Source organism: Paenibacillus soyae (genome assembly GCF_024623455.1).
In the GTDB taxonomy this organism is placed as follows: domain Bacteria; phylum Bacillota; class Bacilli; order Paenibacillales; family Paenibacillaceae; genus Pristimantibacillus; species Pristimantibacillus soyae.
The window spans coordinates 49,643-71,750 of record NZ_JANIPJ010000003.1 but is presented as its reverse complement, the minus strand read 5'-3'; the positions used below and the strand labels follow the sequence as shown (position 1 = coordinate 71,750).

The following is a 22,108-nucleotide window of genomic DNA, read 5'->3' as shown; positions in this document are numbered from 1 at the left end:
AACCTATAATTATTTGGGTACGGTTGACCGGATAGGACGACTATAATCGAGTTGTAACCGATTTCACTATAAATTGCAGCAGGTTTATGCGGAGAGGGGAGACTGAACTTATGCATAAGGTTCTCCTTGTCGATGACGAGATGTTCGTTAGAAAGGGATTATGCAGCCTGATTGAATGGGAGGAGCACGGATTCTCCGTAGCGGGCGAAGCCGAGAACGGAGAGGAGGCGCTTCGGGAAATCGTTCGGCTTAAGCCGGATTTGGTCATCTCGGATATTCGGATGCCGTTAATGGACGGCTTGGAGCTGATCCGCCGGACAGTGGAGCTCCCGGACGCCGATCCCGCGTTCATAATTATTAGCGGCTACAATGATTTCGCTTATGCGAAGCAGGCCATCCAATTCGGCGTTCATGACTATATTCTGAAACCGATTGACGACGCGGAGCTTAGCGCCACGCTAAGAAAGCTGGCGGGGACGCTGAGCAGAAAGAAGCTGATGAGCCATACGCAAGACCGGCAGCTGACCAGCTCCATCATGGATACGCTTATTCACGGCGCGGCGGACGAGGAGTATGCCTCCGTCGCGACCGCGGCGCTGGGCGTGGAGCCTGACAGCATGTTCTGCTATGCCGTGATCGAGGTATACGACGAAGAAATCGGAATGAAAGAAGTCGCGGAAGCGGCGAAGTCCGTAGAAGGAGAGATCGACGGCGCGGCTCTCACGTCCCCTGGCGGAGCTCAGCAGTTTCCCGTGTTCGAGCAGCAGGATGGCAGATGCGGTCTGCTGCTCGCTTGGAAGCCGGGGGAAGAGCAGGAGCCTGACCGCCGGCTCGGGGCCATAGCGGCCGATCTCTCCCGGACACTGAATGCTCCGGCCGTGCTGTTCGCGGGCAAGATCGTCTCCGGAATACCGGAAATCAAGCAGTCATATATCACTGCGAACGAGACGGTTAAGCACAAATACGCGGAAGACTACCGTCCGGTTCTTCGTTATGACCAAATAAGCGGCAAACCGCTTCACGGAGAGCTCCTCAGCGACTCGTTCTACGACCGGTTCATGGAGCAGCTGGAGGAGAACGACGTGCCCGGCTGCATGAAGACGATCGGAGCCATGTTCGATTCCTTCCGCCAGGACCGCTTCGATCCCGGCGCGGTCTGGAGCGCGATCAACCGAAGCGCGATTGCCATCATGCGCGTGATTCAAGAGATGGAGGGGAATGCGCAGCAGCTTCCATCCTTCCGTCATATGAAAAATTGGGAGCACCGCCGCACGGGCCCGAAGCAGCTGCAGGAGCTGTTCGAACGTTTCGTTACGGAGGCGTCGGAGTATATTAATCAGCTCAGGCAGGACCAATCCAAGGGCGGCATCGAGAAGATTCGCAAATATATCGAAACGCATTACGACGAGAACATCAGCTTGAAGACGATCGCGGCGCATTTCTATATGAACCCGGTTTATCTCGGACAGCTCTTCCGCAAGAGCTATGGCGTCTATTTCAACGACTTTCTGTTGTCGATCCGAATGACCGAGGCGAAGAAGCTTCTGCGGCTTACCGATCTGAGGATGTACGAGGTCGCGTCGAAGGTCGGCTTCCAGAACGCGGATTATTTCGTCGCGCAATTCGTGAAGCAGGAAGGCATGACGCCCAAGGAATACAGGAACAAACTGATCGAGAAGCCATAGAGGGGCAGGGGCCGAAGCGAAGGCGGAGGGAGCAGGCGCATGAGAAAATTTCGTTTCAACGACATCAGGCTTCGGGACAAGCTGCTGATTATGTACGTGCTTTCGGTATTTATACCGATCGTCCTGACGAACGTGATCTTCTATCAAGTAACAACCACGAATATTAAAAATCAGAAAATACGGGACGCTAACATCACGCTTGAAAAAACAAAAAACGAGCTGCAAACCTTGTTCGACGAATTGGTGGGCATCTCTTACCATTTCTATCTGGATTCCGGCTTCAACGATATTATCGACCGAGAATACGGTTCGGCGATCGATTATATCGAAGCCTACGAGGCATACCTGCGGGGCGCGTTGTCGATCTACAGCCAGACCTACGCCTCGGTGGGCAAGCTTACCGTGTATACCAGCAATCCGACGATTCTAACCTCCGGCAATATCGAGCGAATTTCGGACGAGGTCAAGGAAGAGGGCTGGTTCCGCATGCTCGGCGAGTCGACGACACGCTATCCGTATCTGTACCATGACGGCGCCTCGTTCAGCATGCTTCAGGCCCTTAACCATTATGATCCGGCTTCGGAGAACATTCATATCCTGAAGATCGACCTGAACATGGTCGAGATGAGCGCGTTGTTCCGGCATTCCGCCTTCGACGGTGAGCTGTATTTGATCGGCCCGGACGAGACCATTACGTACAGCACGAACGAAGGCGCGGATTGGCGTTCGGAACGGTTGACCATGGAGGCCATGCCCGCACAAGCGGACATTATAACCTTCCGCCAGCCGTTATCGAACGGGGAATATATGAAGGACTGGACGATGCAAGGCGTTATGAACGAGAAGATCGTGATGGAGGAGGTTTATAAATCCCGCTCGTTCGTCTTGTATTTGGCTCTCATTAATTTTGTGCTCCCGACGCTGATTATCGCGCTTATCTCGCAATCGCTTCATAAGCGGCTCGTAGGCATTCTCAAGCAGATGAAGAAGGTGAAGGGCGGCACGTTCGAGCCTATTCCCAAAGCGGAATCCAGGGACGAAATCGGACAGCTGACGATGGAATTCAACCGGATGACGAACCGGATCCGCAGCTTGATCGACGACGTCTATATCGCCGATATCGAGAAGAAGGATCTGGAGCTGAAGCGGAAGCAGACGCAGCTGCGTGCTCTTCACAGCCAGATCAACCCGCATTTTCTATTTAACGCGCTGGAGACGATCCGCATGCGCAGCCTTATGAAAGGCGAGAAGGAGACCGCCAAGATTATTCTGGATATGGCCAAAATATTCCGGAAGTCCATCAGCTGGGGACGCGACTGGGTGCCGATCCGCGACGAGATCGAGCTGATCGTCTGCTTCCTTGAAATTCAAAAATACCGTTTCGGCGACAAGCTGGAATATATCATTCATGTCGATGAGGCGCTTCGCGATTTCACGATCCCGAAGATGACGTTCCTGCCTTTCGTGGAGAACGCCAGCATTCACGGCATCGAGAAGTCGGCGGGCAGCGGATTGATTACGATCGATATCCGCCAGTCGGGGGAGACGCTCGTATTCTCTCTCGTCGACAACGGGATTGGCATGGACGAAGAGAAGCTCGAGGACATTCTTCGCTACTTGCAGCAGGAAGAGGAGTCGGGCAGGGAAAACGTCGGCATGAAAAACGCTTACTCCCGTCTGAGAATGTGCTACAAGGAGGAGTTCCGCTTCAAGCTTGAAAGCGAGCCGGGCAGCGGAACAAAGGTCGAAATCCGATTGCCTATGATTTACTAAGGATTAGCTTTAGATTGATGGGTACAAGCCGAAAGCGCTTTCGATTTATACTGAAAGTGCTTACAACAAGCGCATAAGAGTTAAGGGGGCCAAACAGATCATGGGTAATAAAAAGCTTATCACCATCGCGATGTCGTTATTCCTGGCTTCATCGGCGCTCGCCGGATGTAGCGGCGGCAACAACAGCAAAAATAGCGGCGCGCCGGCTTCGGACGCTCCGGCGTCTTCGGAGGAAGCGGTATCCACGGAACCGGTTACGTTCACGTATTACAACTTCCAGTCCAGAGGCAAGGATGTCATGGCAAGCGAAACCACGATCGGCAAGAAGCTTCAAGAACAGACAGGCGTGGATTTCAAACTGGAATATCTCGTCGGCGAAGCCGACACGAAAGCGGGCGTCATGATCGCCTCCGGCGATTATCCGGACCTGATCGCGCCTGAAGATCAAATCGACAAGCTGATGGATGCGGAAGCGTTCATACCGCTCGACGAGCTGATCGAGGAGCACGGCCCGAACATTAAGCGCGTATACGGACCTTATTTCGATAAATTCCGTCACACCGACGGCAAGATGTACATTCTTCCTTACTCCGCGAACCAAGGCTACATCGGCGACCCGAACATCAGCCAAGGCGCGTTCTGGATGCAGCGTTCCGTTCTGAAGGAGTTCGGGTATCCGCAGCTGAAGACGCTGGACGAGTACTTCGATCTTATCCGTCAGTACAAAGCGAAATATCCGCAAGTAGACGGCAAAGATACGATCGGCTTCGCGGTATTCGCGCCGGCCGACACGTTCTACAACGTGCAGAACGCGGCGATGCACCTGGCCGGCTTCCCGAACGACGGCGGCGTGACCATCGACCTGGAGACGCATGAAGCGAAGGTCGTGGCGGGCACGGATAACATCCAGAAGCCATGGATCAAGAAGCTGAGCGAGATCAACGCCGAAGGCTTGTTCGACGCCGAGTCGTTCGTCATGAACAAAGACCAATTCATGGCGAAGGTCACTTCCGGCCGTCTGCTAGGCTACTTCGCGTACAACTGGCAAATCGGCGAAGCGACGAACAACCTGAAGGCCGCTGACATCGACGAGAAGCGTTACGCTCCGCTGCCGATCGTGTACAGCGCCGACATCAAAGACCAATACGTCGATCCGCCGGCATTCGTCAACAACCGAGGCGTAGGCATTTCCGTCGATGCCAAGGATCCGGTTCGCCTGATCAAGTACATCGATAACCTCCTGCAAGAAGAAAACCAAATTCTCGTGCAATGGGGCGAGAAGGACGTCACGTACAGCGTTGACGAGAACGGCCGATACTTCCTGAACGAAGAACAGCAGAAAAACCGCGACGATACGAACTTTAAGCTGAGCTACGGCTTCCAATACTTCGAGTATGGCTGGCCGCGTTACGGCAGCAACTCTTTGTTGACCGACGGCAACTCCTACGGCGTAGGCAACCAGCCGGAGGTAGCGGCGGCAGGCTTCACGGAAGGCGACAAAACGCTGCTCGAAGCTTTCGGCGCCACAACGTTCAGCGACTACTTCTCGGATCCGGACGATCGTCCTTGGTACCCGGCTTGGTCCATCAATCTGGGCCAAGGCACGCCGGAGCAGATCTTCTCGCAGAAGTCCGACGATCTTCAGAAAAAATATTTGCCGAAGATGATCCTGGAATCGCCAAGCTCCTTCGATGCTCTCTGGAACGAATATATGGGTGAATTCAATAAGCTGGACAAAGCAACATATGAGGCGACCATGACGCAGAAGGTTCAAGACCGCATCGCCGGCAAGTGGTAATCAAGCATCAATCGGGAGGGCCGGAGATGTCGTATTCCGGCCCTCTCCCCATCCATATTGGATAGCGGAAAGGAGAAACCGTAGTGGAGAAACATACAGAACCCGTTATTCAAACGTCGCGGGGGGCAGTGACAGCCCAGACGTCCGGCCTCCAATTGTTTTTGAAGAGGCTCGTGCAGCAGAAGGTGCTTGTCTTGATGTCCGTTCCCTTCCTGCTATGGCTGTTCGTCTTCAAATACGTGCCGCTGTGGGGATGGCTGACCGCCTTCCAAAATTTCAAGCCGCATAAATCGTTCTCCGAGCAGAAGTGGGTAGGCTTCGACCAATTCAAAATCTTGTTTTCCGATGAATCCTTCTACCGGATACTACGCAATACGTTCGTTATGAGCTCCATCAAGCTCGTCTTAGGCTTCGTGACGGCGATTACGCTGGCCATTCTGCTTAACGAGCTGCGGAACATTATTTTCAAACGGGTCGTTCAGACGATCAGCTACCTGCCGCACTTCATCTCCTGGGTCGTGGCGGCCAGCATCGTAACGACCGTGCTGTCGAGCGAAGGAATCATCAACGTTCTCTTCATGAAGCTGGGTCTCATCGACGGGCCCGTGCTATGGCTAGGCAAAGGCGAATACTTCTGGGGCATTCTCGGGATAACCGAGGTATGGAAAGACGTAGGCTGGAATACCATCATCTATTTGGCGGCGATGTCGACGATCGACCCTTCGCAATACGAAGCGGCCGAAATCGACGGGGCGAACCGCTTCCAGCGCATCTGGAGCATCACCCTTCCCGGTCTCAAGCCGGTAATCGTCATCCTGTTAATCATGAATTTAGGGCATATCCTGGAGGCGGGCTTCGAGCCGCAGTACTTGCTGGGCAACGGCATGACGGCCGACTACTCCGATAACCTTGAAATATTCGTGCTCAAGTGGGGGATGGAACAGAGCAACTTCTCCCTCGCGACGGCCGCGGGCATGTTCAAAACGGTCGTCAGCTTCGTGTTCCTCGTCTCGGCCAACACGATCGCCAAGAAAATGGGCGAAGCACGATTGTATTAAGCGAGCGCAGCATGCTGACGCAAGCGCAACGATAGGAGGAAACAAACGATGAGCAAAAGCAGCGCTGCCCGCAGCCGGTACAACAGCTTGCAGGACCGGATCTTCGATACGCTGAACATCATCTTCATGCTGTGCCTTGTCGTGGTCACGTTGTATCCGTTCCTCAATATGCTGGCGGTATCGCTCAACGACGCGAACGACGCGGTGAGAGGCGGCATTCACGTCTTGCCGCGCATGCTCACTTGGGAAAACTACGAATACGTATTCGGCGAAGCGACGATCTTCCACTCCATGTTCATCTCGGGTGCCCGCGCGGTCATCGGCACGATCGTCTCGGTATTCTGCACGGCCATGCTGGCCTACACGGTCAGCCGTCAGGAGTTTGTCTTAAAGAAATTCGTAACGATCGCCTTTATTATGACGATGTATTTCAGCGGCGGATTGATTCCGAACTACCTGCTGATCCGTGATCTCGGCATGCTGAATACGTTCGAGGTGTACATCATTCCGGGTCTTATCGGCGTATTCAACATGATCGTCATCCGGTCGTTCATCGAAGGGCTGCCGGAGGGGATATTGGAATCGGCTCGGATCGACGGCGCGGGAGAGTTCATAACCTTTATTCGTGTGGTCTTGCCTCTGACCGTTCCGGCGCTGGCGACCGTCTCCCTATTCGTGGCGGTGGGCCAGTGGAACTCCTGGTTCGACGTATTCTTGTACAACTCTTCGAACATCGACCTGAGCACTCTGCAATATGAGCTGATGAAAATATTGCAGACGACCAATACGTCGAACAGCTCGCAATCCGCGGCGGACGCGTTCGCCGGCGCGCAAGGCGGCGTCACGGCCGTTACTCCGGCTTCCATCCGCGCGACGATGACGATCGTGGCGAGCGTGCCGATCATTATCGTGTATCCGTTCCTGCAGAAATATTTCGTCAAAGGTATGACGGTCGGCGGCGTGAAGGGTTAAGCGCCAGCAATTAGCGGCTTGGAAGGCACTCAAACAAACGAAAAGAGAACATGAGCGGCCGGCCGGGTTCGGTGGAGCCGGCCGCGCATGTTCTTCTTTTTTCGTGAGCGCGGAAGAACGAATTATTAGGGAGGGATTACGATGAACGATCAATCGGGAAGTAAATCTATAACGCCGTTGGCGGAAGCGTATCGCGGCATGTTCGATATCGGGGCAGCCGTCAACGCGAGGACGCTGGCGACAAGCGGCGACCTGCTGAAGACGCATTATAACAGCCTGACGGCGGAGAACGACATGAAGTTCGAGCGCCTCCATCCGGAGCCTGGCGTGTACACGTTCGAGACAGCCGACAGCATCGCGCGGTTCGCTTCCGAGAACGGGATGAGAATGCGCGGCCACACGTTGGTCTGGCATAACCAGGCGCCGGAATGGGTATTCCAGAATGAAGCGGGCCAGGCCATCGGCCAAGAAGAGCTGCTGAAGCGGATGGAAGAGCATATCAACGCCGTTGCGGGACGTTACCGCGGCCAGGTTTACTGCTGGGACGTCGTCAACGAGGTCATCGAGGACAAGGCGGAGGAGTGGCTGCGCCGGTCGAAGTGGCTGGATATCGCGGGCGAAGGCTTCATCGCCAAAGCATTCGCATACGCGCACGCGGCGGATCCGGACGCGCAGCTATTCTACAACGATTATAACGAATGCGATCCGGTGAAGCGGGACAAAATCGTTCGTTTGCTGCGGTCTCTGAAGGAGCAGGACGTTCCGCTACACGGCATGGGCATGCAGGGGCATTGGAGCTTGTACGGTCCGTCAATGGATGACATCCGCCAAGCCATCGAAAGCTATGCCGCGCTTGATCTGCGTCTTCACGTGACGGAGCTTGATCTGTCTGTATTCGCGCACGACGACCGGCGAACCGATCTGACCGAGCCGACGGCGGAGATGCTGGAGCTTCAAGCCGAGCGTTACGAAGCGGTGTTCGCGCTCTTCCGCGAATACCGGGACGCCATCGATTCCGTTACGTTCTGGGGCGCGGCGGACGACTACACCTGGCTTCACGATTTCCCGGTGCGGGGCCGGCGGAACTGGCCGCTCGTCTTCGACGCGGCGCATCGTCCGAAAGCTTCATTCTATCGAATTACGGAGTTCTAGGAGAACATGATCATCACGGCCTTTGCCAGAGCGCGAATTCGGAAGAGCGCTCCGGCGGAGGCCGTTGTCATGCGGACAGACAATATTTTGTCAATTAATTCCCAAATAATGTAGTTGACGTAATAGGATGCCAAGGGTAATATTAAACGTGCCTGTGATAATCATTATCAGTGAGAATGAACGGGCAAGGCAGGCTTACCCGGGTGGTAGCCAGACTGAGCGAAAGCTCCTTTTTTTTGGGTCTTTAATGAGAATGATTATCTTTGTTACATAATGACATCCTATGAGGCGAGGTACAGCGGCGAAATGAAGTTATGGATGCTTATAGCAGCGCTGGCGATCATGTCGGTCGCCTCGTTGTTCATCGGAGTTAAGGATATATCCCCGCTGGATCTGTTCAGCATGACGACGGAGCAGTGGCAGGTGATGAACATCAGCCGGATCCCGCGTCTTGTCAGCATCCTGATCGCGGGTGTCGGCATGAGCATAGCGGGTCTGATCATGCAGCAGCTCAGCAGGAACAAATTCGTATCGCCGACAACGGCGGGTACGGACGACTCGGCGAAGCTTGGCATATTGGTAGCGCTGCTTCTCTTCCCAGCGGCGGCGACGATGCACAAGATGCTGATCGCGTTCGCTTTTGCGCTGGCCGGCACTTATGTCTTCATGAAATTCATGGACCGGCTGAAATTTAAGGACACGATCTTCATTCCGCTGGTGGGTCTCATGTTCGGGAATGTCATTAACGCGGCGACGACGTTCTTCGCCTACAAGAACGACATGATCCAGAGCATCACGTCGTGGCTGCAGGGCAGCTTCTCCTCCGTCATGTCGGGGCGTTACGAGCTGCTGTACGTCAGCTTGCCGCTGCTGGTCGTCGCGTACCTGTACGCGAATAAGTTTACGATCGCGGGGATGGGCGAGGAGTTCTCGGTCAACCTGGGGCTGAATCATAGGCTGGTCGTGAATATCGGGCTGGTCATCGTCGCGCTGGTGTCGGTAGTCGTCATTCTGACGATCGGAACGATTCCGTTCCTCGGGCTCATCATTCCGAACATCGTCACGCTGTACGTCGGCGACAACTTGCGGAAGAGCCTGGTGCATACGGCTCTGCTCGGGGCGGCGTTCGTCTTGGCCTGCGACATCTTGGGACGCGTGATCATCTATCCCTACGAGGTGCCGATCGGCTTGACCGTCGGCGTGATCGGGAGCGTCGTGTTCCTGTATCTGCTGATGAGGAGAAAAGCGTATGAAGCTTAAACTAACTTTGCTGGCCGCCCTCGCCGCCGCCGTCATAATCGCTTTCCTGTTCGTCGACCTGCCCCATAACTGGGATTACGCGCTGCCGCGCAGGCTGAAGAAGGTGCTTGCAATCGCGCTCACCGGCGGAGCGATCGCCTATGCGACGCTGATCTTCCAGACCATGACGAACAACCGGATTCTTACGCCGAACATCATCGGGCTCGATTCGTTGTACATGCTGATCCAGACGTTCGTCATCTTCGCCTTCGGCGTCGTCAGTCTGCCGAGCACGAACCAGAATGTCAATTTTGGCCTGACGGTCGGTATCATGCTGTTGTTCGTAGGCGTGCTGTACAGGTTGATCTTCAAGAGGGAAGGCAACAATTTGTTTTTCCTGCTGCTAGTCGGGCTTGTCATGGGCACGATGTTCGGGAGCATGTCGACGTTCATGCAGGTGCTGATCGATCCGAACGACTTCTTGATCGTGCAGGGCAAGATGTTCGCCAGCTTCAACAACGTCAATACGAAGCTGCTGCTGCTATCCGTCATCGTCATCGCGGGGGTCGCGCTGTACGCGTCGAGATTCTCGAAGTACTTGGACGTCTTGTCCTTAGGGAAGGAGCACGCCGTTAATCTCGGCATTCCTTACAACTTCGTCGTCAAAAACTTGCTAGTCATCGTCGCGATCCTGATCGCGGTGTCGACGGCGCTGGTAGGTCCGATCGCGTTCCTCGGCCTGCTCGTCGTCAATCTCGCGTATCAGTTCATGCGAACGTACCGCCACCGCATTTTGATTCCCGGCTCGATGCTGATCAGCATCATCGCGCTTGTCGGCGGTCAGCTGATCGTGGAGCAGGTGTTCACGTTCGAGACGACGGTGAGCGTGATCATCAACTTTATCGGCGGAGCCTATTTCTTATATTTGCTTCTGAGGGAGAGTAAGGCATGATCGAGGTCAAAGGGGTATCCAAAGCATACGGAGGCAAGCCGGTCGTCGACAACGTGTCTCTGACGATCCGGGAAGGCTGCGTCACTTCCTTCATCGGGCCGAACGGCGCGGGCAAGAGCACGCTGCTCTCGATCATAAGCCGGCTGCTGCAGAAGGACGGCGGCGAAGTGCTGATCGACGGGCGGGACGTCGCGCAATGGAAAAGCACGGAGCTGGCCAAGAAGATATCGATCTTGAAGCAGTCCAACCACGTCAATCTTCGGCTCACGGTTCGGGAGCTTGTCAGCTTCGGCCGATTCCCGTATTCGCAGGGCAAGCTGACCAAAGAGGATTGGTCGAAGGTCGACGAGGCGATCGCCTACATGGACTTAAGCGATTTGCAGCACAAATTTCTCGATCAGTTGAGCGGGGGGCAGAACCAGCGGGCGTTCATCGCGATGGTCATCGCCCAGAACACGGATTATATCCTTCTAGACGAGCCGCTTAACAATCTGGACATGAAGCATTCGGTTCAGATTATGAAGGTGCTGCGCAGACTGACGGAGGAGCTTGGGAAGACGATTATTATCGTCATTCATGACATCAACTTCGCTTCCTGCTATTCCGATTATATTGTGGCGCTGAAGGACGGAAGGATCGTCAAGGAAGGACCGACCGAGACGATCATTGACAGCGCCGTGCTGCAACACATTTATGACATGGACATTCCGATCGAATTGATTAACGGCAATCGCATCGGCGTCTATTTCAAATAATTTAGAGGCTGCAAAGGCTTCAGTATACTTAAAGGGAGTGGGAGAAAAAATGAAGAAGATTTTTAGTTTAGCGGCAATCATTCTTGTATTCGCCATGGTGCTCGCGGCTTGCGGAGGAAACTCCGGCAATAACGCGGGAAGTAATAATGCAAGCGGGGCGGCGGCAACCGAGTCGAGCTCTCCATCCCCGTCTCCGTCTGAAGCGTCGGAAGCGGCAGCGCCTGCGGAAATCGTCGTGAAGCATGAATTGGGTGAAACGACTGTAAAAACGAATCCAAGCAAAGTCGTCGTATTCGACTTCGGCTCCCTGGATACGCTGGATAAGCTTGGCGTAGAGGTTGCATCGATTCCGCAAGGTAACGTGCCTGCTTACCTGGAGAAGTATAAGGACGCCAAATACGTGAACGCCGGCACGCTGCAAGAACCGGACTTCGAAACGATCGACGGCATCGAGCCGGACCTTATCATTATTTCCGGACGCCAATCCGCTCATTATGACGCGCTGACGGAAATCGCGCCGACGATCTTCATGGGCGTCGACACGAAGAACTATATGGAATCGTTTAAGAAAAACGTGAACACGCTGGCCGAAATTTTCGGCAAGCAAGCGGAAGCGGAAGCCGCTTTGGCAGAAGTGGAAGCATCGGTGAAAGCCGTTAACGAAAAAGCGACGGGGGCAGGCAGCAACGGTCTGATCATCCTGTCGAACGAAGGCAAGATCAGCGCATTCGGCTCCGGCTCTCGCTTCGGTATCATCCACGACGTTCTCGGCATTACGCCGGTAGACCCTAGCATCCAAGTCGACACGCACGGCAACGAAGCATCCTTCGAATTCGTAGCGGAGAAAAATCCGGATTACTTGTTCGTCGTGGACCGTAACGCTGTTGTAGGCGGAAACGCGACGGCCAAGGATTCCATTGAGAACGACTTGGTGAAAAACACGAACGCGTTCAAAGATGGCAATATCGTGTATCTCGATCCGCAGTACTGGTATCTGTCGGGCGGCGGTCTGATCTCCGTATCGGAGATGGTGGCCGAAATCGGCGCCGCTTTGGAATAAGGCTAACGAAGCTGCTCCCGGAGGAATTCGGATCCTCTTGGGAGCAGCTTTTCTGTTGGCTTCATTAGAGGGTGATTTCAACGGAGAGATGGTAGCGGGTATCCAGATAAGTAAAGTAGGCGAAGGCGGAAACATGCTTAGCCTCCTCGATCCGCTCGACGACGATGGGCTCCCCGTAAGTCAACGTTTCTTTCTTTTGCAGTGCGCTAGTTAAGCCGATGTCGTCGAAATGATGGGCTTCCGCATTGCCGTCCGCCGAGTAGGAGATCGAGATCAGCGGGTCGGAATGCGAAATTTCAATATCTTGGTCTCCGGAAAATTTGAGCTTGCGAATCAATTGAAGCCTCTGATCATCCAAACGCTGGACCTCGACAATGAGCTCGAAGGGACCTTCGCTCGCTGATTTTTCGGCTATGATGGAGGGGCCGCCGCCTCTGCTGCAGCCGGCAAGTCCGATGGCAAAACAAAGGATAATGATTCCGAGCCATCTCATTTGCGGCACAGGTCCTCGCCTCCTTAATTTTGCTGTTATCATTAGAACAACCAATGGAAACAAAAGGTTGCAGGTTGAATGAAAGGAATCATCGCATGATTGCCCTCCATAGTGGGAAAACTGAAGGGACGACTTTAATGCGGGAGGTAATTAGATGTCTAACCGGGGATTGGGAACGGCGCTTGTCGCGGTCGGAGCCGCTCAGCTGCTCAAGCTGCCTTGGCACTATGCGAAGACGGGCAAATGGGATTTACGCAAAATCGTTGGCTCCGGAGGAATGCCGAGCTCGCATTCCAGCGGCGTTACCGCTCTTGCCGCCTACACGGCGGTCAAGCATGGCGTTCGCACGCCGGAATTCGCCATCGCCTCCATGCTGGGCATCATCGTTATGTACGACGCCATGAATATTCGGCGGCATGCGGGCGAGATCGCGATCCAAGTCAATGATTTGGACGCTGACGTGGAACGGCTCGCCGGCCATCATCCCGGCATCTATCATAAGCGCCGCAAAGAAAGATTGAAGGAATCATTAGGCCATCAGCCAAGGGAAGTGGCCGCGGGAGCGGTGCTCGGTGCGCTCATCGGACTGCTTGGAGCCATGAAGTCCAAATAACGATTTTCTTTGGTACCAGCTCGAATTAAAAATAAATGCAGCGCCGGCTTCGATTGAAGAAGCCGGCGTCTTTTTATATTGGATCGGATTGCGCCATTGACTTCTGAAATTAAATTGTATACAATTTAATTAAATCATCGAAATTAATTCGGGAGGTATCATCATGTCGATATACGATTACGAGATCAAGACCATTAGAGGGGAAGAGCAGTCACTCGCGCCCTATAAGGGAAAGGTCATGCTGATCGTCAATACGGCGACGGGCTGCGGCTTCGCGCCCCAGTTCAAGGGACTGCAGAAGCTGCATGACGCATACAAGGATCAAGGCTTCGCGGTGCTCGGATTTCCTTGCTCGCAATTCGCCAATCAGGAGAAGGAGAGCAATGACGAGATCGCGCAGGCGTGCGAGCTGAATTTCGGCGTGAACTTCCCGCTGCACGCCAAGATCAATGTGAACGGCAGCGAAGCTCATCCCCTGTTCAAGCATTTGACGAACGAGGCGCGCGGCGTGCTCGGCTCGAAGTCGATCAAGTGGAATTTTACGAAGTTTCTGGTCGACCGGGAGGGCAACGTCGTGAAACGGTTCGGCTCTACCGATGAGCCCGAGAAGATCGAAGGCCATATTCGGAAGCTTCTTGAATCGTAGTATATAGAGCAGACTCCCCGGCGGTTCACCGCCACAAGGGGAGTCTTCTTTTTTTGCTATGATATAATAAAAGGAATAGAACTGGATTCGGGGGGGAAACGGCATGTTCACGATTATGCTGGTGGAGGATGACGAAAAAATCCGCGGGATCGTGGCGGATACGCTGCGCAAATGGCAATACGAGGTCGTGGAAACGACGGATTTCCACGGCGTGCTTGCGGATTTCGAGAGAAGTCGGCCGCATCTGGTGCTGTTGGATGTGAATTTGCCGGTATTCGACGGCTATTACTGGTGCCAGCAAATACGAGCGGTATCCAAAGTGCCGATCCTCTTCATCTCATCCCGCGATCAGAACATGGATATCATCATGGCGATGAACATGGGCGGCGACGATTTCGTGCAGAAGCCGTTCGATCTGTCGGTTCTGGTGGCGAAGATCAGCGCGGTCATCCGTCGAAATTATACGTATCAGGACGAAGGACATAAGCTGACGCACCGCGGCCTGACGTTCAATTCGGCGAACTCCACCGTCGAAGCCGCGGGGGGACAAGCTGCGGAATTGTCCCGCAACGAATTTATTATGCTGCAGCTGCTCATGCGAAGCGCGGGCAAGATCGTCTCCCGCGAGGAGTTGATGCAGGCGCTGTGGCATGACGAGCAGTTCGTCGACGACAATACGCTGACCGTGAACGTCAACCGGCTCCGGCGGAAGCTCGCGGAGCTGGGGCAAGACGATTTTATCGCGACGCGCAAGGGAATGGGGTATATCGTCGAATGAGAATGAGAAGCAGATGGCTTCGCTTTCTAGCCTACGAGCGCCCTTACTTGATCATGAGCGCTGCAAGCTATTTACTTGCGATGGGCATCTTCTACGCGGATCCTCGAACGAAGTGGCACGCGGATACATTCTTCTACGGCTCCCTGCTATGGCTCGCGATGACGGCCTTGTTCCTGGCCTATCGCTACTATCGAACCGAACGTTCCATTGCCCAGATGGACGATGAAGATTCGGAGCCGTTGTCGCTTGAGGCGGAAGCCTGTCATCAGGAAATGGCGCGGAGAGAGATCGGGCACATCCGGGCGATGAACGAAGCGCAGGCCAAGCAGCGGGACCATTACGACTTTATCGTCTCCTGGTTCCACGAGATCAAGACGCCGATCTCCGTCCTACGGTTGATGCAGCAGACGAATATGGATCCGAGAAGCGTGGAGGAAGAGGTAGCCCGCATCGAGCATTACGTCGATCAGGCGCTTTATTACGCGAAGCTCGACAGCTTCCATCAGGATTACGATATCGGAAGCCGCGAGCTCGAACCGATCGTGAAGAAGGTCGTCAAGCAGCACGCGAAGACGTTTATATTCAAACGGATCAAAGTGGTGATAGAGATCGGGGACGTTCATGTGCATACCGATTCGAAATGGCTGGAATTCATTCTTAGCCAGCTGCTCGCGAACAGCCTGAAGTACACGGGAGAAGACGGGGAGATCGTCATTTCCGCGGAGGAAACGGACGGAGAGAAGCGGCTGCACGTCAAGGATAACGGCATCGGCATCGACGCCGCGGACATGCCCCGCATCTTTAACCGGGGATTTGCGGGAGCGAATGGGCGCGCGCATATGAAATCGACGGGGATGGGGCTGTTCCTGGCTCAGGAGCTGTCCCGGAAGCTCGGTCACTATTTGACTTGCCGATCGGAAGCGGGAAGCTATACGGTGATGACGATTCACTTCCCGGTCCATCACGATCCTTATCTGAACGCGCTAACCGGAAGCGCTAAGGCTTCCGGTTAACGATCCGGCCATACAGGTTCACGGCCGACAGATAGAGCAGGAAGTAAATCAGGAAGTAGACGAGCATCGTGCCCCATACAATCCGGTTCAAAGTCGGATAGTTCTGCAGCGCGTCCAGCATATACGAATCCATGATCAGCCAGCTGTGCGCGAGGCCAAGCGTAAGGGGCGGCGCGAAGACGAACATCAGCTGCTTGCGGATGACGCCTACGATTTGCTTCTGCTGCACGCCGATCTTCCGAAGGATGCCGTATTGCTGGCGGGCCTCGGTCGCTTCGCGGAGCTGGTTGAAGTAGATCACGCTGGCGAGCGCGAACAGGGCGATGACGGCAAGGAAGGCGCCGGAGAACAGCAGCAGCGACGAGCTTTCGATCTGCTTGGAGTAGACGTCCGCAAACGAAGAGTAATACGCATCCGGACTCGCTTCCTTCACGATTGCATGAACCTGCCGGGACAATTCCTCCGCGTTGCCGGCATCCTCCAATCCGTATATGCGGTACGTATCCGTGGACGCGCCGGACTGCTTCAGCGATTGATACAAGAAATCCGCCACGATCAGAACGGCGGGCTTGGCGATCATCGAATCGTCCGGATCGCTCCACCAGCCGAGAAGCGAATAATCCTTCAGCTCCACGAGCGACAGCTCGGCCGAGGCGTCCCCGCTCCGGATACTGAACCGAGGCGCTTCATTCATCTCATATCGTTCGTCGAAATCGCGGCCCATCGACAGCGCGATCGCTTCGTTGCCGCTTAGCGGCTCGGGCTCCTCATGCCCCCGCAGCTTCAGAAATTCGCGATAAGCGCTCTCCGATACAAGCAGCGGCTCCGGACTGAAGTCGCCCGAGTTCTGGAACGCCGTCTCCATATCCGTAATCGGCTCCGCGCGCAATCCTTCGAGCGTGCGTTCGAAGGAAATCGGATGGTTCTCCGATTCCCGGATCACTTGATCGATCCGCGCATTCGTCTCGTCGTCAAGCGACGCGTACGCCATGTCGTTAGGCAGGTTATGCGACGTAGCGGTAAACTGCACGCTGTAATTGATGGCGACGAAGGAGGTCAGCAGCAACAGCGCCGCGCTGAACAAGGTGATAAAGCTGAGGTTCATGGCATTGCTTCGCAAGCGGAACCGAAGCGACGACGTCCAGAGCAGCCGATTGCTTTCAAGATAGCGCGGACTTTTCTTGACAAGCAGCAGGATCCAGCCCGTCAATTGGCGGAAGAACAGCCAAGTCCCCGCAATAATGCCGACGGCGACGGCAATAAGGCTAAGCTGGGCATGATGCTCCCACATGTAGGAGCCCCGGCCGGCGATGATCAAATAATAGGCTTCGGCCAGCAGCAGGACGGCGAGCAGGGCGAGCGCGGCCGAAGCGCACGGGGGCTTCTCCATCGCGGATTTGGCATGGAACAGCTCGACGAGCTGAACGCGGCGCGTCATGATCCCGTTCTGAACGCTTATGATGACGGCAAGCGCGGCGAACACCGCGATCGTCATGCCGATCGCTTGCGGCGGGAAGGACAGCGATACCGTCTGATCGTATTGCATCAGCTTCATCAGGAGCATGCCGAACCACTTGGACATCAGACCGCCCAGCAGAATGCCGCTGACCAGCGAGACCGCGCCGAGCGCGATCGTTTCGTAGAACAGCATGCGGGTAACCTGACGTTCGTTCATGCCGAGCAGCAGGTAGAGCCCGATCTCCTTCTTGCGCTGCTTCATAAAGAACGAATTGGCGTACAGGATGAAGAAGATGATGAACAAGAAGATGGCGACGGAAGCGATCGTAACGCCCGTTCGAAAGTTATCGCTGTTGCGCATGACGGATAATATGTCGTCCTTATACATCAGCGAGGAGAACGTGAAGTGAATGACCACGCCGGCTATCATCGACAGCAAATAAATCGTATAGATTCGGAAGTTCCGGCGGACGTTCCGAAGCGTAAGCTCGAACAAGCTCATCGGTAAGCCCCTCCCAGCAGGCTCTGCGTCTCCAGAATCCGGTCGAAGAAGGATTTGCGGGATTGATCGCCCGCATATAATTCATTGACGATGCTCCCGTCCTTGAGGAAGATGACCCGCTTGCAGTAGCTCGCGGCATACGGATCATGCGTGACCATTAGAATAGTGGAGCCGAATGCCGCGTTCATCTCCGCAAGCTCTTCGAGCAGCTCCGTCGCGGAGCGGGAATCGAGCGCTCCCGTCGGTTCGTCCGCGAAGACGACCGCCGGCTTCGTAATAAGCGCGCGCGCCGATGCCGTACGCTGCTTCTGGCCTCCGGATATTTCGGTCGGGTAGCGGTCCAGGATCGATTCGATATGAAGCGCGTGGACGAGAGGCTTCAGACGGTCCTCGATTTCCCGCGACTTCACGCCTCGAAGGGACAGGGGAAGCACGATATTTTCTTTGACGGTCAGCGTGTCGAGCAGGTTGTAATCCTGGAAGATGAAGCCCATCCGTTCCTGGCGGAATTGCCGGAGCTCCTTCTTGGAGAGCTCGAGCAGCGACTGTCCATCCAGCCATACCTCGCCGCCGGATAGACGGTCGATGGTGGACAACACGTTCATGAGCGTCGATTTGCCGGAGCCCGAAGGTCCCATGATCGCGGTGAACTCGCCTGAGGTAATCGTGAGGTCTATGTTTTTGAGCACCTGCGTTTTGCCATAGCTTTTCGTAATTTGATTGGCTCGAATAATGGTTTGCATCTCCATATCTCCTCTCTTTCCCTTACTATATATCGCAGGGCCGCATCTATCCATCGAGTTGCCGATGTTCAAAGTGACGTTTTTGTCACATGCGACTTCCGTGTATAATAAGAAGATGAGAAAAAGAAACCATACGAGGGGGTAAGTCGCATGAGCGAGCAGGTAAACGAGAAGGAGCTTGTTGCTTACATAGCGGAACAATCGAAGCAGGATGCAGGGGGAATCAGCCTTGTGCTGCGCTACGAGCAGGAGTTCATAGGCAAGGCCAGAGTAGACGAGAACGGCGAGGTCGACATCGACATCGACGATCTGGTGGATTACATCCTGGGCAAGAAGGATATCAAGCTTCACGAGCCCGAGGTCGAGCAAATCTTGGAGCTGGAGATGGATTATTTGACGGAGAAAGGCTTGGCGGGATATATCGATTAATAGAAAGCGGAAGGAGCACCACTATTGGCGCATATCAAAGAACATAAAAAACTGACGTTCACCGAAATGCTGATCCGCGCGGTATTCATTACGATCGGATCCATCCTTATGGGCGTCGCGCTGGAGCTGTTCCTCGTGCCGTTCAACATCATCGACGGGGGGATCGCCGGCGTGTCCATTATGCTGGCGGAGCTGACGCCGCTCTCGCTCAGCTTGTACTTATTCCTTCTTAACGTACCGTTCCTCGTCCTCGGCTACAAGCAGCTAGGCAAGACGTTCGCCGTCTCCACATTGTACGGCATTACCATCATGTCGATCACGACGGCTCTGCTCCATCATGTCGATGCGTTCCCCGACGACAAGCTGCTGGCGGTCTTGTTCGGCGGGATGATACTAGGAGCAGGGGTCGGGCTAGTCATCCGTTACGGCGGGGCGCTAGACGGCATTGAAATTATATCGATTCTCATTTCCAAAAAACTGCGCATGGCCGTCGGCCAGATTATTATGCTCTTCAACGTCGTCATCTTCTTGATCGCGGGCTTCGTGTTCGAATGGTCGTCCGCCATGTACTCCATGGTGACCTATTACATCGCGATCAAAGTGATCGACATCGTCGTGGAAGGTCTCGAGGAATCGAAGTCGGTGACCATTATTTCCAAAGAATACGACGAGATCTCACAGGCGATCATGGACCGTCTCGGCCGCGGCACGACGCTGTTGCTAGCGAGAGGCGGCTATACCGGCGACGAAACGCAAGTGATCTATTGCGTCGTCTCCCGTCTGGAGCTGGCGAAGCTTAAGAGCATCGTACATTCCATCGACGAACGGGCGTTCATCGCGGTCGAGCATGTATCCGACGTCATGGGCGGCAATTTCAGCAAAAGCAGCATTCACTAAAAAAGAAGGAAACCGCAGGCTTTTTCGGCCTTTGGTTTCCTTTTTTTGTAACGGCTAACATTTAGTCGAAGCGGGATGCGGTATTCGCGGCCGCTCGGGCTGTCATACCCTTCTCCTTGACGCCTAGCAGGAATAGTAGAGCCATCACCATGCCTCCCGCCGCAATTGGGAACAGCACCGAATAATCGAACAAGTCGATCAGGATGCCCATGAGCGGGGGAGACGCGACGGCCGCGAGTGAAGAGGCGATATAGTAAATGCCCGTTCGCGTGCCGATGCTGCTCTCTTCTCCGAGCGAGACGATGAACGGATAGGAGTTAATGTTAATAAGTGCCCAGAAGATGCCGCCTACCACTAGCAAAATTCGAAGGCCCATTAGCGATTCGATGAACGTTATGCTCGCGAAGATGGCGATCAATCCAATAATGCCGACCATGATGACGGGCTTCTTGCCGTACCGGTTGCCGAGCAGACCGCTTGGGATCGCCATGACGACGAAAGCCAGCGAGAAGAAGGCCAGCGAGAAGGAGGCTTCGGATTCCTCGAGCCCCAGCTGATTTTTGCCATACAAGGTGAATAGAGCTTCGATGCCCTGATAGGAGAAAAACCAGAAGAAGATGGCGCCAAGCAAGAATAGGGTAGGCCTATTCCATTCTTTCTTGAACGAGACGAGCGGCTGCGATTCCGCTGGCTCGTAAGCGATGGCGTCCCGTTTCTCCCGAATGACAACGTACAGGATCGCCAAACATAGTACGGTCAGAAGAGAAGAGGTCAGGAAGGGCAGCGACTCATGCTTGTCGTAAAGCGCGGAGCCAGCTCCGAACGCGATGATCGACCCGACGCCTCCCATGAAGTTGATAATGCCGTTGGCCTGCGTCCGCTTTCCCGGGGGCGTGATGTCCGGCATAAGCGCGACGGTAGGCGAACGATAGATGCTCATGGACAGGTTCATCAGCACCATGAACAAGATGAGCAGGAGCAGTCCGCTATGCCACGGGATAAGCGCTCCGAATACGGCGGCCAGCGGCATGCCGATCAGCAGGAACGGCATTCGCTTCCCGAAGCGGGTGTTCGTGCGGTCGCTTCTTCTACCGATGATCGGCTGCAGGAAGATGGCGAAATAGTTGTCGAGCGTCATCAGGAACGCGATCATGCCCACGCTGCCGATGTAATCTTCCAGGAAGAAAGGGACGAACGCGTTGTAGAGCGACCATGTGATGCTAATGCTGAAGAAGCCTAAGCCAAGCAGCCAAGTTTTTCTCATGGTGCGCCGGCTCCTCCCCGTTTCATGACGTCGTTCAGGCGATCCGGGTAGTCGGTAATAATGCCCGACACTCCGCATGAAAGCAGTCTTTCCATCTCTTTCTCTTCATTAACGGTAAACGGATGGTAGTGGATGCCTTGCCCAGCGGCCTCCTGCACCCATTCCGGCAGAACGGCATAATGGAAGGCGTGAAGGGCATCCGCCTTCAAGGTGGCGGCGTATTCCCATGGGCGATAAAGCCCCTCCATATAGAGAATGCCGGTTCTGATCTCGGGGGCCAGCTGCTTGCAAAGCGCAAGGGAGTAATGATTGAAGCTGGAGATAACGACTTGCCCGCTCATGCCGAAGCTTCGAACCGCGCGAATGACTTCCTCTTCCATTCCCGGATATAGAACGATTCCGTTCTTGAGCTCCAGGTTCAGAATGATATCGGTATTCTGGATCAGCTCCAGCAGTTCATCAAGCGCTGGCACTCGCTCCCCGGAAAAGGAAGATTCGAACCAGCTGCCGGCATCCAGCCCGGCGAGCTCGTCAAAGGAAATGTTCTGCACGAGCCTAGGATCTCCCGTCGTTCTCTGGAGCGATTCGTCGTGAATAAGAACGAGACGCCCGTCCGCGGTCCGCTGTACATCCGTTTCGATTCCCGTTGCACCAAGCTCCAGCGCTTTGCGGAATGCGGCCATCGTATTTTCCGGGCAATAAGCGCTCGCGCCACGATGGGCGAAATTGATAGTCTGCAACATATTCGGCACATCCTCTCGTATAGGGGGGCGTTTCCTCCAACTATAGCTCCCGTATGTTATGGCAGTATCAAACGGTTATGTCTGA

At 54.6% G+C, this 22,108-nt stretch carries 21 protein-coding genes; 16 read left to right on the top strand and 5 right to left on the bottom strand.

Annotated features, from left to right (window positions below):
• The first annotated feature begins 110 nt into the window (after positions 1-110).
• The 10 genes from NQZ67_RS05450 (at position 111) to NQZ67_RS05405 (ending at position 12,444) form a co-directional block, all read left to right on the top strand.
• Entirely contained in the window at positions 111-1,685 is a 1,575-nt protein-coding gene (locus NQZ67_RS05450) for a response regulator (RefSeq protein WP_257443512.1), read from the top strand.
• Between the two features lie 39 nt (positions 1,686-1,724).
• Positions 1,725-3,458 carry a sensor histidine kinase gene (locus tag NQZ67_RS05445; protein WP_257443510.1) on the top strand — a complete coding sequence of 578 codons (1,734 nt, stop codon included), beginning with the start codon at positions 1,725-1,727 and terminating at the stop codon, positions 3,456-3,458.
• A gap of 100 nt (positions 3,459-3,558) precedes the next feature.
• The gene (locus tag NQZ67_RS05440; protein ID WP_257443509.1) at positions 3,559-5,256 is read left to right on the top strand and encodes an extracellular solute-binding protein; all 1,698 of its coding nucleotides are present in this window, start codon (positions 3,559-3,561) and stop codon (positions 5,254-5,256) included.
• An 83-nt stretch (positions 5,257-5,339) separates the two neighbouring features.
• The gene (locus NQZ67_RS05435; RefSeq protein ID WP_257443507.1) at positions 5,340-6,314 is read left to right on the top strand and encodes an ABC transporter permease; all 975 of its coding nucleotides are present in this window, start codon (positions 5,340-5,342) and stop codon (positions 6,312-6,314) included.
• Positions 6,315-6,362: 48 nt separating this feature from the next.
• Positions 6,363-7,286: a carbohydrate ABC transporter permease gene (locus NQZ67_RS05430; RefSeq protein WP_257443505.1), complete on the top strand. Its 924-nt coding sequence runs from the start codon at positions 6,363-6,365 to the stop codon at positions 7,284-7,286.
• Positions 7,287-7,427: 141 nt separating this feature from the next.
• Entirely contained in the window at positions 7,428-8,438 is a 1,011-nt protein-coding gene (locus tag NQZ67_RS05425; protein ID WP_257443503.1) for an endo-1,4-beta-xylanase, read from the top strand.
• A 306-nt stretch (positions 8,439-8,744) separates the two neighbouring features.
• On the top strand, positions 8,745-9,698 hold the full coding sequence (locus NQZ67_RS05420) for an ABC transporter permease (protein WP_257443501.1): 954 nt from the start codon (positions 8,745-8,747) through the stop codon (positions 9,696-9,698).
• Entirely contained in the window at positions 9,688-10,629 is a 942-nt protein-coding gene (locus tag NQZ67_RS05415; protein WP_257443499.1) for an iron chelate uptake ABC transporter family permease subunit, read from the top strand. The genes NQZ67_RS05420 and NQZ67_RS05415 overlap by 11 nt, the downstream gene beginning before the upstream one ends.
• Positions 10,626-11,384 carry an iron ABC transporter ATP-binding protein gene (locus NQZ67_RS05410; RefSeq protein WP_257443498.1) on the top strand — a complete coding sequence of 253 codons (759 nt, stop codon included), beginning with the start codon at positions 10,626-10,628 and terminating at the stop codon, positions 11,382-11,384. Before NQZ67_RS05415 ends, NQZ67_RS05410 begins: the two co-directional genes overlap by 4 nt.
• Before the next feature lie 49 nt (positions 11,385-11,433).
• Positions 11,434-12,444: a siderophore ABC transporter substrate-binding protein gene (locus NQZ67_RS05405; RefSeq protein WP_257443497.1), complete on the top strand. Its 1,011-nt coding sequence runs from the start codon at positions 11,434-11,436 to the stop codon at positions 12,442-12,444.
• A 64-nt stretch (positions 12,445-12,508) separates the two neighbouring features.
• Here the strand turns inward: NQZ67_RS05405 and NQZ67_RS05400 are convergent, their stop codons facing one another.
• Complete coding sequence (locus tag NQZ67_RS05400) at positions 12,509-12,946, bottom strand: hypothetical protein (RefSeq protein WP_257443495.1); 438 nt, start codon at positions 12,944-12,946, stop codon at positions 12,509-12,511.
• A 145-nt stretch (positions 12,947-13,091) separates the two neighbouring features.
• Between NQZ67_RS05400 and NQZ67_RS05395 the strand changes: the two genes are divergently transcribed.
• The 4 genes from NQZ67_RS05395 (at position 13,092) to NQZ67_RS05380 (ending at position 15,987) form a co-directional block, all read left to right on the top strand.
• Complete coding sequence (locus tag NQZ67_RS05395) at positions 13,092-13,550, top strand: divergent PAP2 family protein (RefSeq protein ID WP_257443494.1); 459 nt, start codon at positions 13,092-13,094, stop codon at positions 13,548-13,550.
• A gap of 163 nt (positions 13,551-13,713) precedes the next feature.
• Positions 13,714-14,196 (top strand): glutathione peroxidase, encoded by a 483-nt coding sequence (locus tag NQZ67_RS05390; protein ID WP_257443493.1) that lies wholly within the window; start codon positions 13,714-13,716, stop codon positions 14,194-14,196.
• Between the two features lie 103 nt (positions 14,197-14,299).
• Entirely contained in the window at positions 14,300-14,974 is a 675-nt protein-coding gene (locus NQZ67_RS05385; protein ID WP_257443492.1) for a response regulator transcription factor, read from the top strand.
• Positions 14,971-15,987, top strand: a complete 1,017-nt coding sequence (locus NQZ67_RS05380) for a sensor histidine kinase (protein WP_257443491.1) — start codon at positions 14,971-14,973, stop codon at positions 15,985-15,987. The genes NQZ67_RS05385 and NQZ67_RS05380 overlap by 4 nt, the downstream gene beginning before the upstream one ends.
• Here NQZ67_RS05380 and NQZ67_RS05375 read toward each other — a convergent pair.
• Both NQZ67_RS05375 and NQZ67_RS05370 read right to left on the bottom strand, forming a co-directional pair.
• Entirely contained in the window at positions 15,971-17,947 is a 1,977-nt protein-coding gene (locus NQZ67_RS05375; protein ID WP_257443489.1) for an ABC transporter permease, read from the bottom strand. The two genes, NQZ67_RS05380 and NQZ67_RS05375, sit on opposite strands and share 17 nt — an antisense overlap.
• Positions 17,944-18,690 (bottom strand): ABC transporter ATP-binding protein, encoded by a 747-nt coding sequence (locus tag NQZ67_RS05370; protein ID WP_257443487.1) that lies wholly within the window; start codon positions 18,688-18,690, stop codon positions 17,944-17,946. Before NQZ67_RS05370 ends, NQZ67_RS05375 begins: the two co-directional genes overlap by 4 nt.
• A 150-nt stretch (positions 18,691-18,840) precedes the next feature.
• Here NQZ67_RS05370 and NQZ67_RS05365 point away from each other — a divergent pair, with 150 nt between their 5' ends.
• The gene (locus tag NQZ67_RS05365; RefSeq protein ID WP_257443485.1) at positions 18,841-19,119 is read left to right on the top strand and encodes a hypothetical protein; all 279 of its coding nucleotides are present in this window, start codon (positions 18,841-18,843) and stop codon (positions 19,117-19,119) included.
• A 66-nt stretch (positions 19,120-19,185) separates the two neighbouring features.
• Positions 19,186-20,016, top strand: coding sequence for a YitT family protein (locus NQZ67_RS05360; RefSeq protein WP_257444049.1), 831 nt, complete (start codon positions 19,186-19,188; stop codon positions 20,014-20,016).
• Between the two features lie 61 nt (positions 20,017-20,077).
• Here NQZ67_RS05360 and NQZ67_RS05355 read toward each other — a convergent pair whose 3' ends face one another.
• Together NQZ67_RS05355 and NQZ67_RS05350 are read right to left on the bottom strand one after the other, a co-directional pair.
• Complete coding sequence (locus NQZ67_RS05355; RefSeq protein ID WP_257443483.1) at positions 20,078-21,280, bottom strand: SLC45 family MFS transporter; 1,203 nt, start codon at positions 21,278-21,280, stop codon at positions 20,078-20,080.
• Complete coding sequence (locus tag NQZ67_RS05350) at positions 21,277-22,023, bottom strand: glycerophosphodiester phosphodiesterase (RefSeq protein WP_257443481.1); 747 nt, start codon at positions 22,021-22,023, stop codon at positions 21,277-21,279. Before NQZ67_RS05350 ends, NQZ67_RS05355 begins: the two co-directional genes overlap by 4 nt.
• Positions 22,024-22,108 lie beyond the last annotated feature (85 nt).

What these genes read in the sequence shown, in the direction of transcription:
- NQZ67_RS05450 (WP_257443512.1), top strand. Translation starts at nt 111, where the DNA reads ATGCATAAGGTTCTCCTTGTCGATGACGAGATGTTCGTTAGAAAGGGA.
- NQZ67_RS05445 (WP_257443510.1), top strand. Translation starts at nt 1,725, where the DNA reads ATGAGAAAATTTCGTTTCAACGACATCAGGCTTCGGGACAAGCTGCTG.
- NQZ67_RS05440 (WP_257443509.1), top strand. Translation starts at nt 3,559, where the DNA reads ATGGGTAATAAAAAGCTTATCACCATCGCGATGTCGTTATTCCTGGCT.
- NQZ67_RS05430 (WP_257443505.1), top strand. Translation starts at nt 6,363, where the DNA reads ATGAGCAAAAGCAGCGCTGCCCGCAGCCGGTACAACAGCTTGCAGGAC.
- NQZ67_RS05425 (WP_257443503.1), top strand. Translation starts at nt 7,428, where the DNA reads ATGAACGATCAATCGGGAAGTAAATCTATAACGCCGTTGGCGGAAGCG.
- NQZ67_RS05420 (WP_257443501.1), top strand. Translation starts at nt 8,745, where the DNA reads ATGAAGTTATGGATGCTTATAGCAGCGCTGGCGATCATGTCGGTCGCC.
- NQZ67_RS05415 (WP_257443499.1), top strand. Translation starts at nt 9,688, where the DNA reads ATGAAGCTTAAACTAACTTTGCTGGCCGCCCTCGCCGCCGCCGTCATA.
- NQZ67_RS05410 (WP_257443498.1), top strand. Translation starts at nt 10,626, where the DNA reads ATGATCGAGGTCAAAGGGGTATCCAAAGCATACGGAGGCAAGCCGGTC.
- NQZ67_RS05405 (WP_257443497.1), top strand. Translation starts at nt 11,434, where the DNA reads ATGAAGAAGATTTTTAGTTTAGCGGCAATCATTCTTGTATTCGCCATG.
- NQZ67_RS05395 (WP_257443494.1), top strand. Translation starts at nt 13,092, where the DNA reads ATGTCTAACCGGGGATTGGGAACGGCGCTTGTCGCGGTCGGAGCCGCT.
- NQZ67_RS05390 (WP_257443493.1), top strand. Translation starts at nt 13,714, where the DNA reads ATGTCGATATACGATTACGAGATCAAGACCATTAGAGGGGAAGAGCAG.
- NQZ67_RS05385 (WP_257443492.1), top strand. Translation starts at nt 14,300, where the DNA reads ATGTTCACGATTATGCTGGTGGAGGATGACGAAAAAATCCGCGGGATC.
- NQZ67_RS05380 (WP_257443491.1), top strand. Translation starts at nt 14,971, where the DNA reads ATGAGAATGAGAAGCAGATGGCTTCGCTTTCTAGCCTACGAGCGCCCT.
- NQZ67_RS05375 (WP_257443489.1), bottom strand. Translation starts at nt 17,947, where the DNA reads ATGAGCTTGTTCGAGCTTACGCTTCGGAACGTCCGCCGGAACTTCCGA.
- NQZ67_RS05370 (WP_257443487.1), bottom strand. Translation starts at nt 18,690, where the DNA reads ATGCAAACCATTATTCGAGCCAATCAAATTACGAAAAGCTATGGCAAA.
- NQZ67_RS05365 (WP_257443485.1), top strand. Translation starts at nt 18,841, where the DNA reads ATGAGCGAGCAGGTAAACGAGAAGGAGCTTGTTGCTTACATAGCGGAA.
- NQZ67_RS05360 (WP_257444049.1), top strand. Translation starts at nt 19,186, where the DNA reads ATGCTGATCCGCGCGGTATTCATTACGATCGGATCCATCCTTATGGGC.
- NQZ67_RS05355 (WP_257443483.1), bottom strand. Translation starts at nt 21,280, where the DNA reads ATGAGAAAAACTTGGCTGCTTGGCTTAGGCTTCTTCAGCATTAGCATC.
- NQZ67_RS05350 (WP_257443481.1), bottom strand. Translation starts at nt 22,023, where the DNA reads ATGTTGCAGACTATCAATTTCGCCCATCGTGGCGCGAGCGCTTATTGC.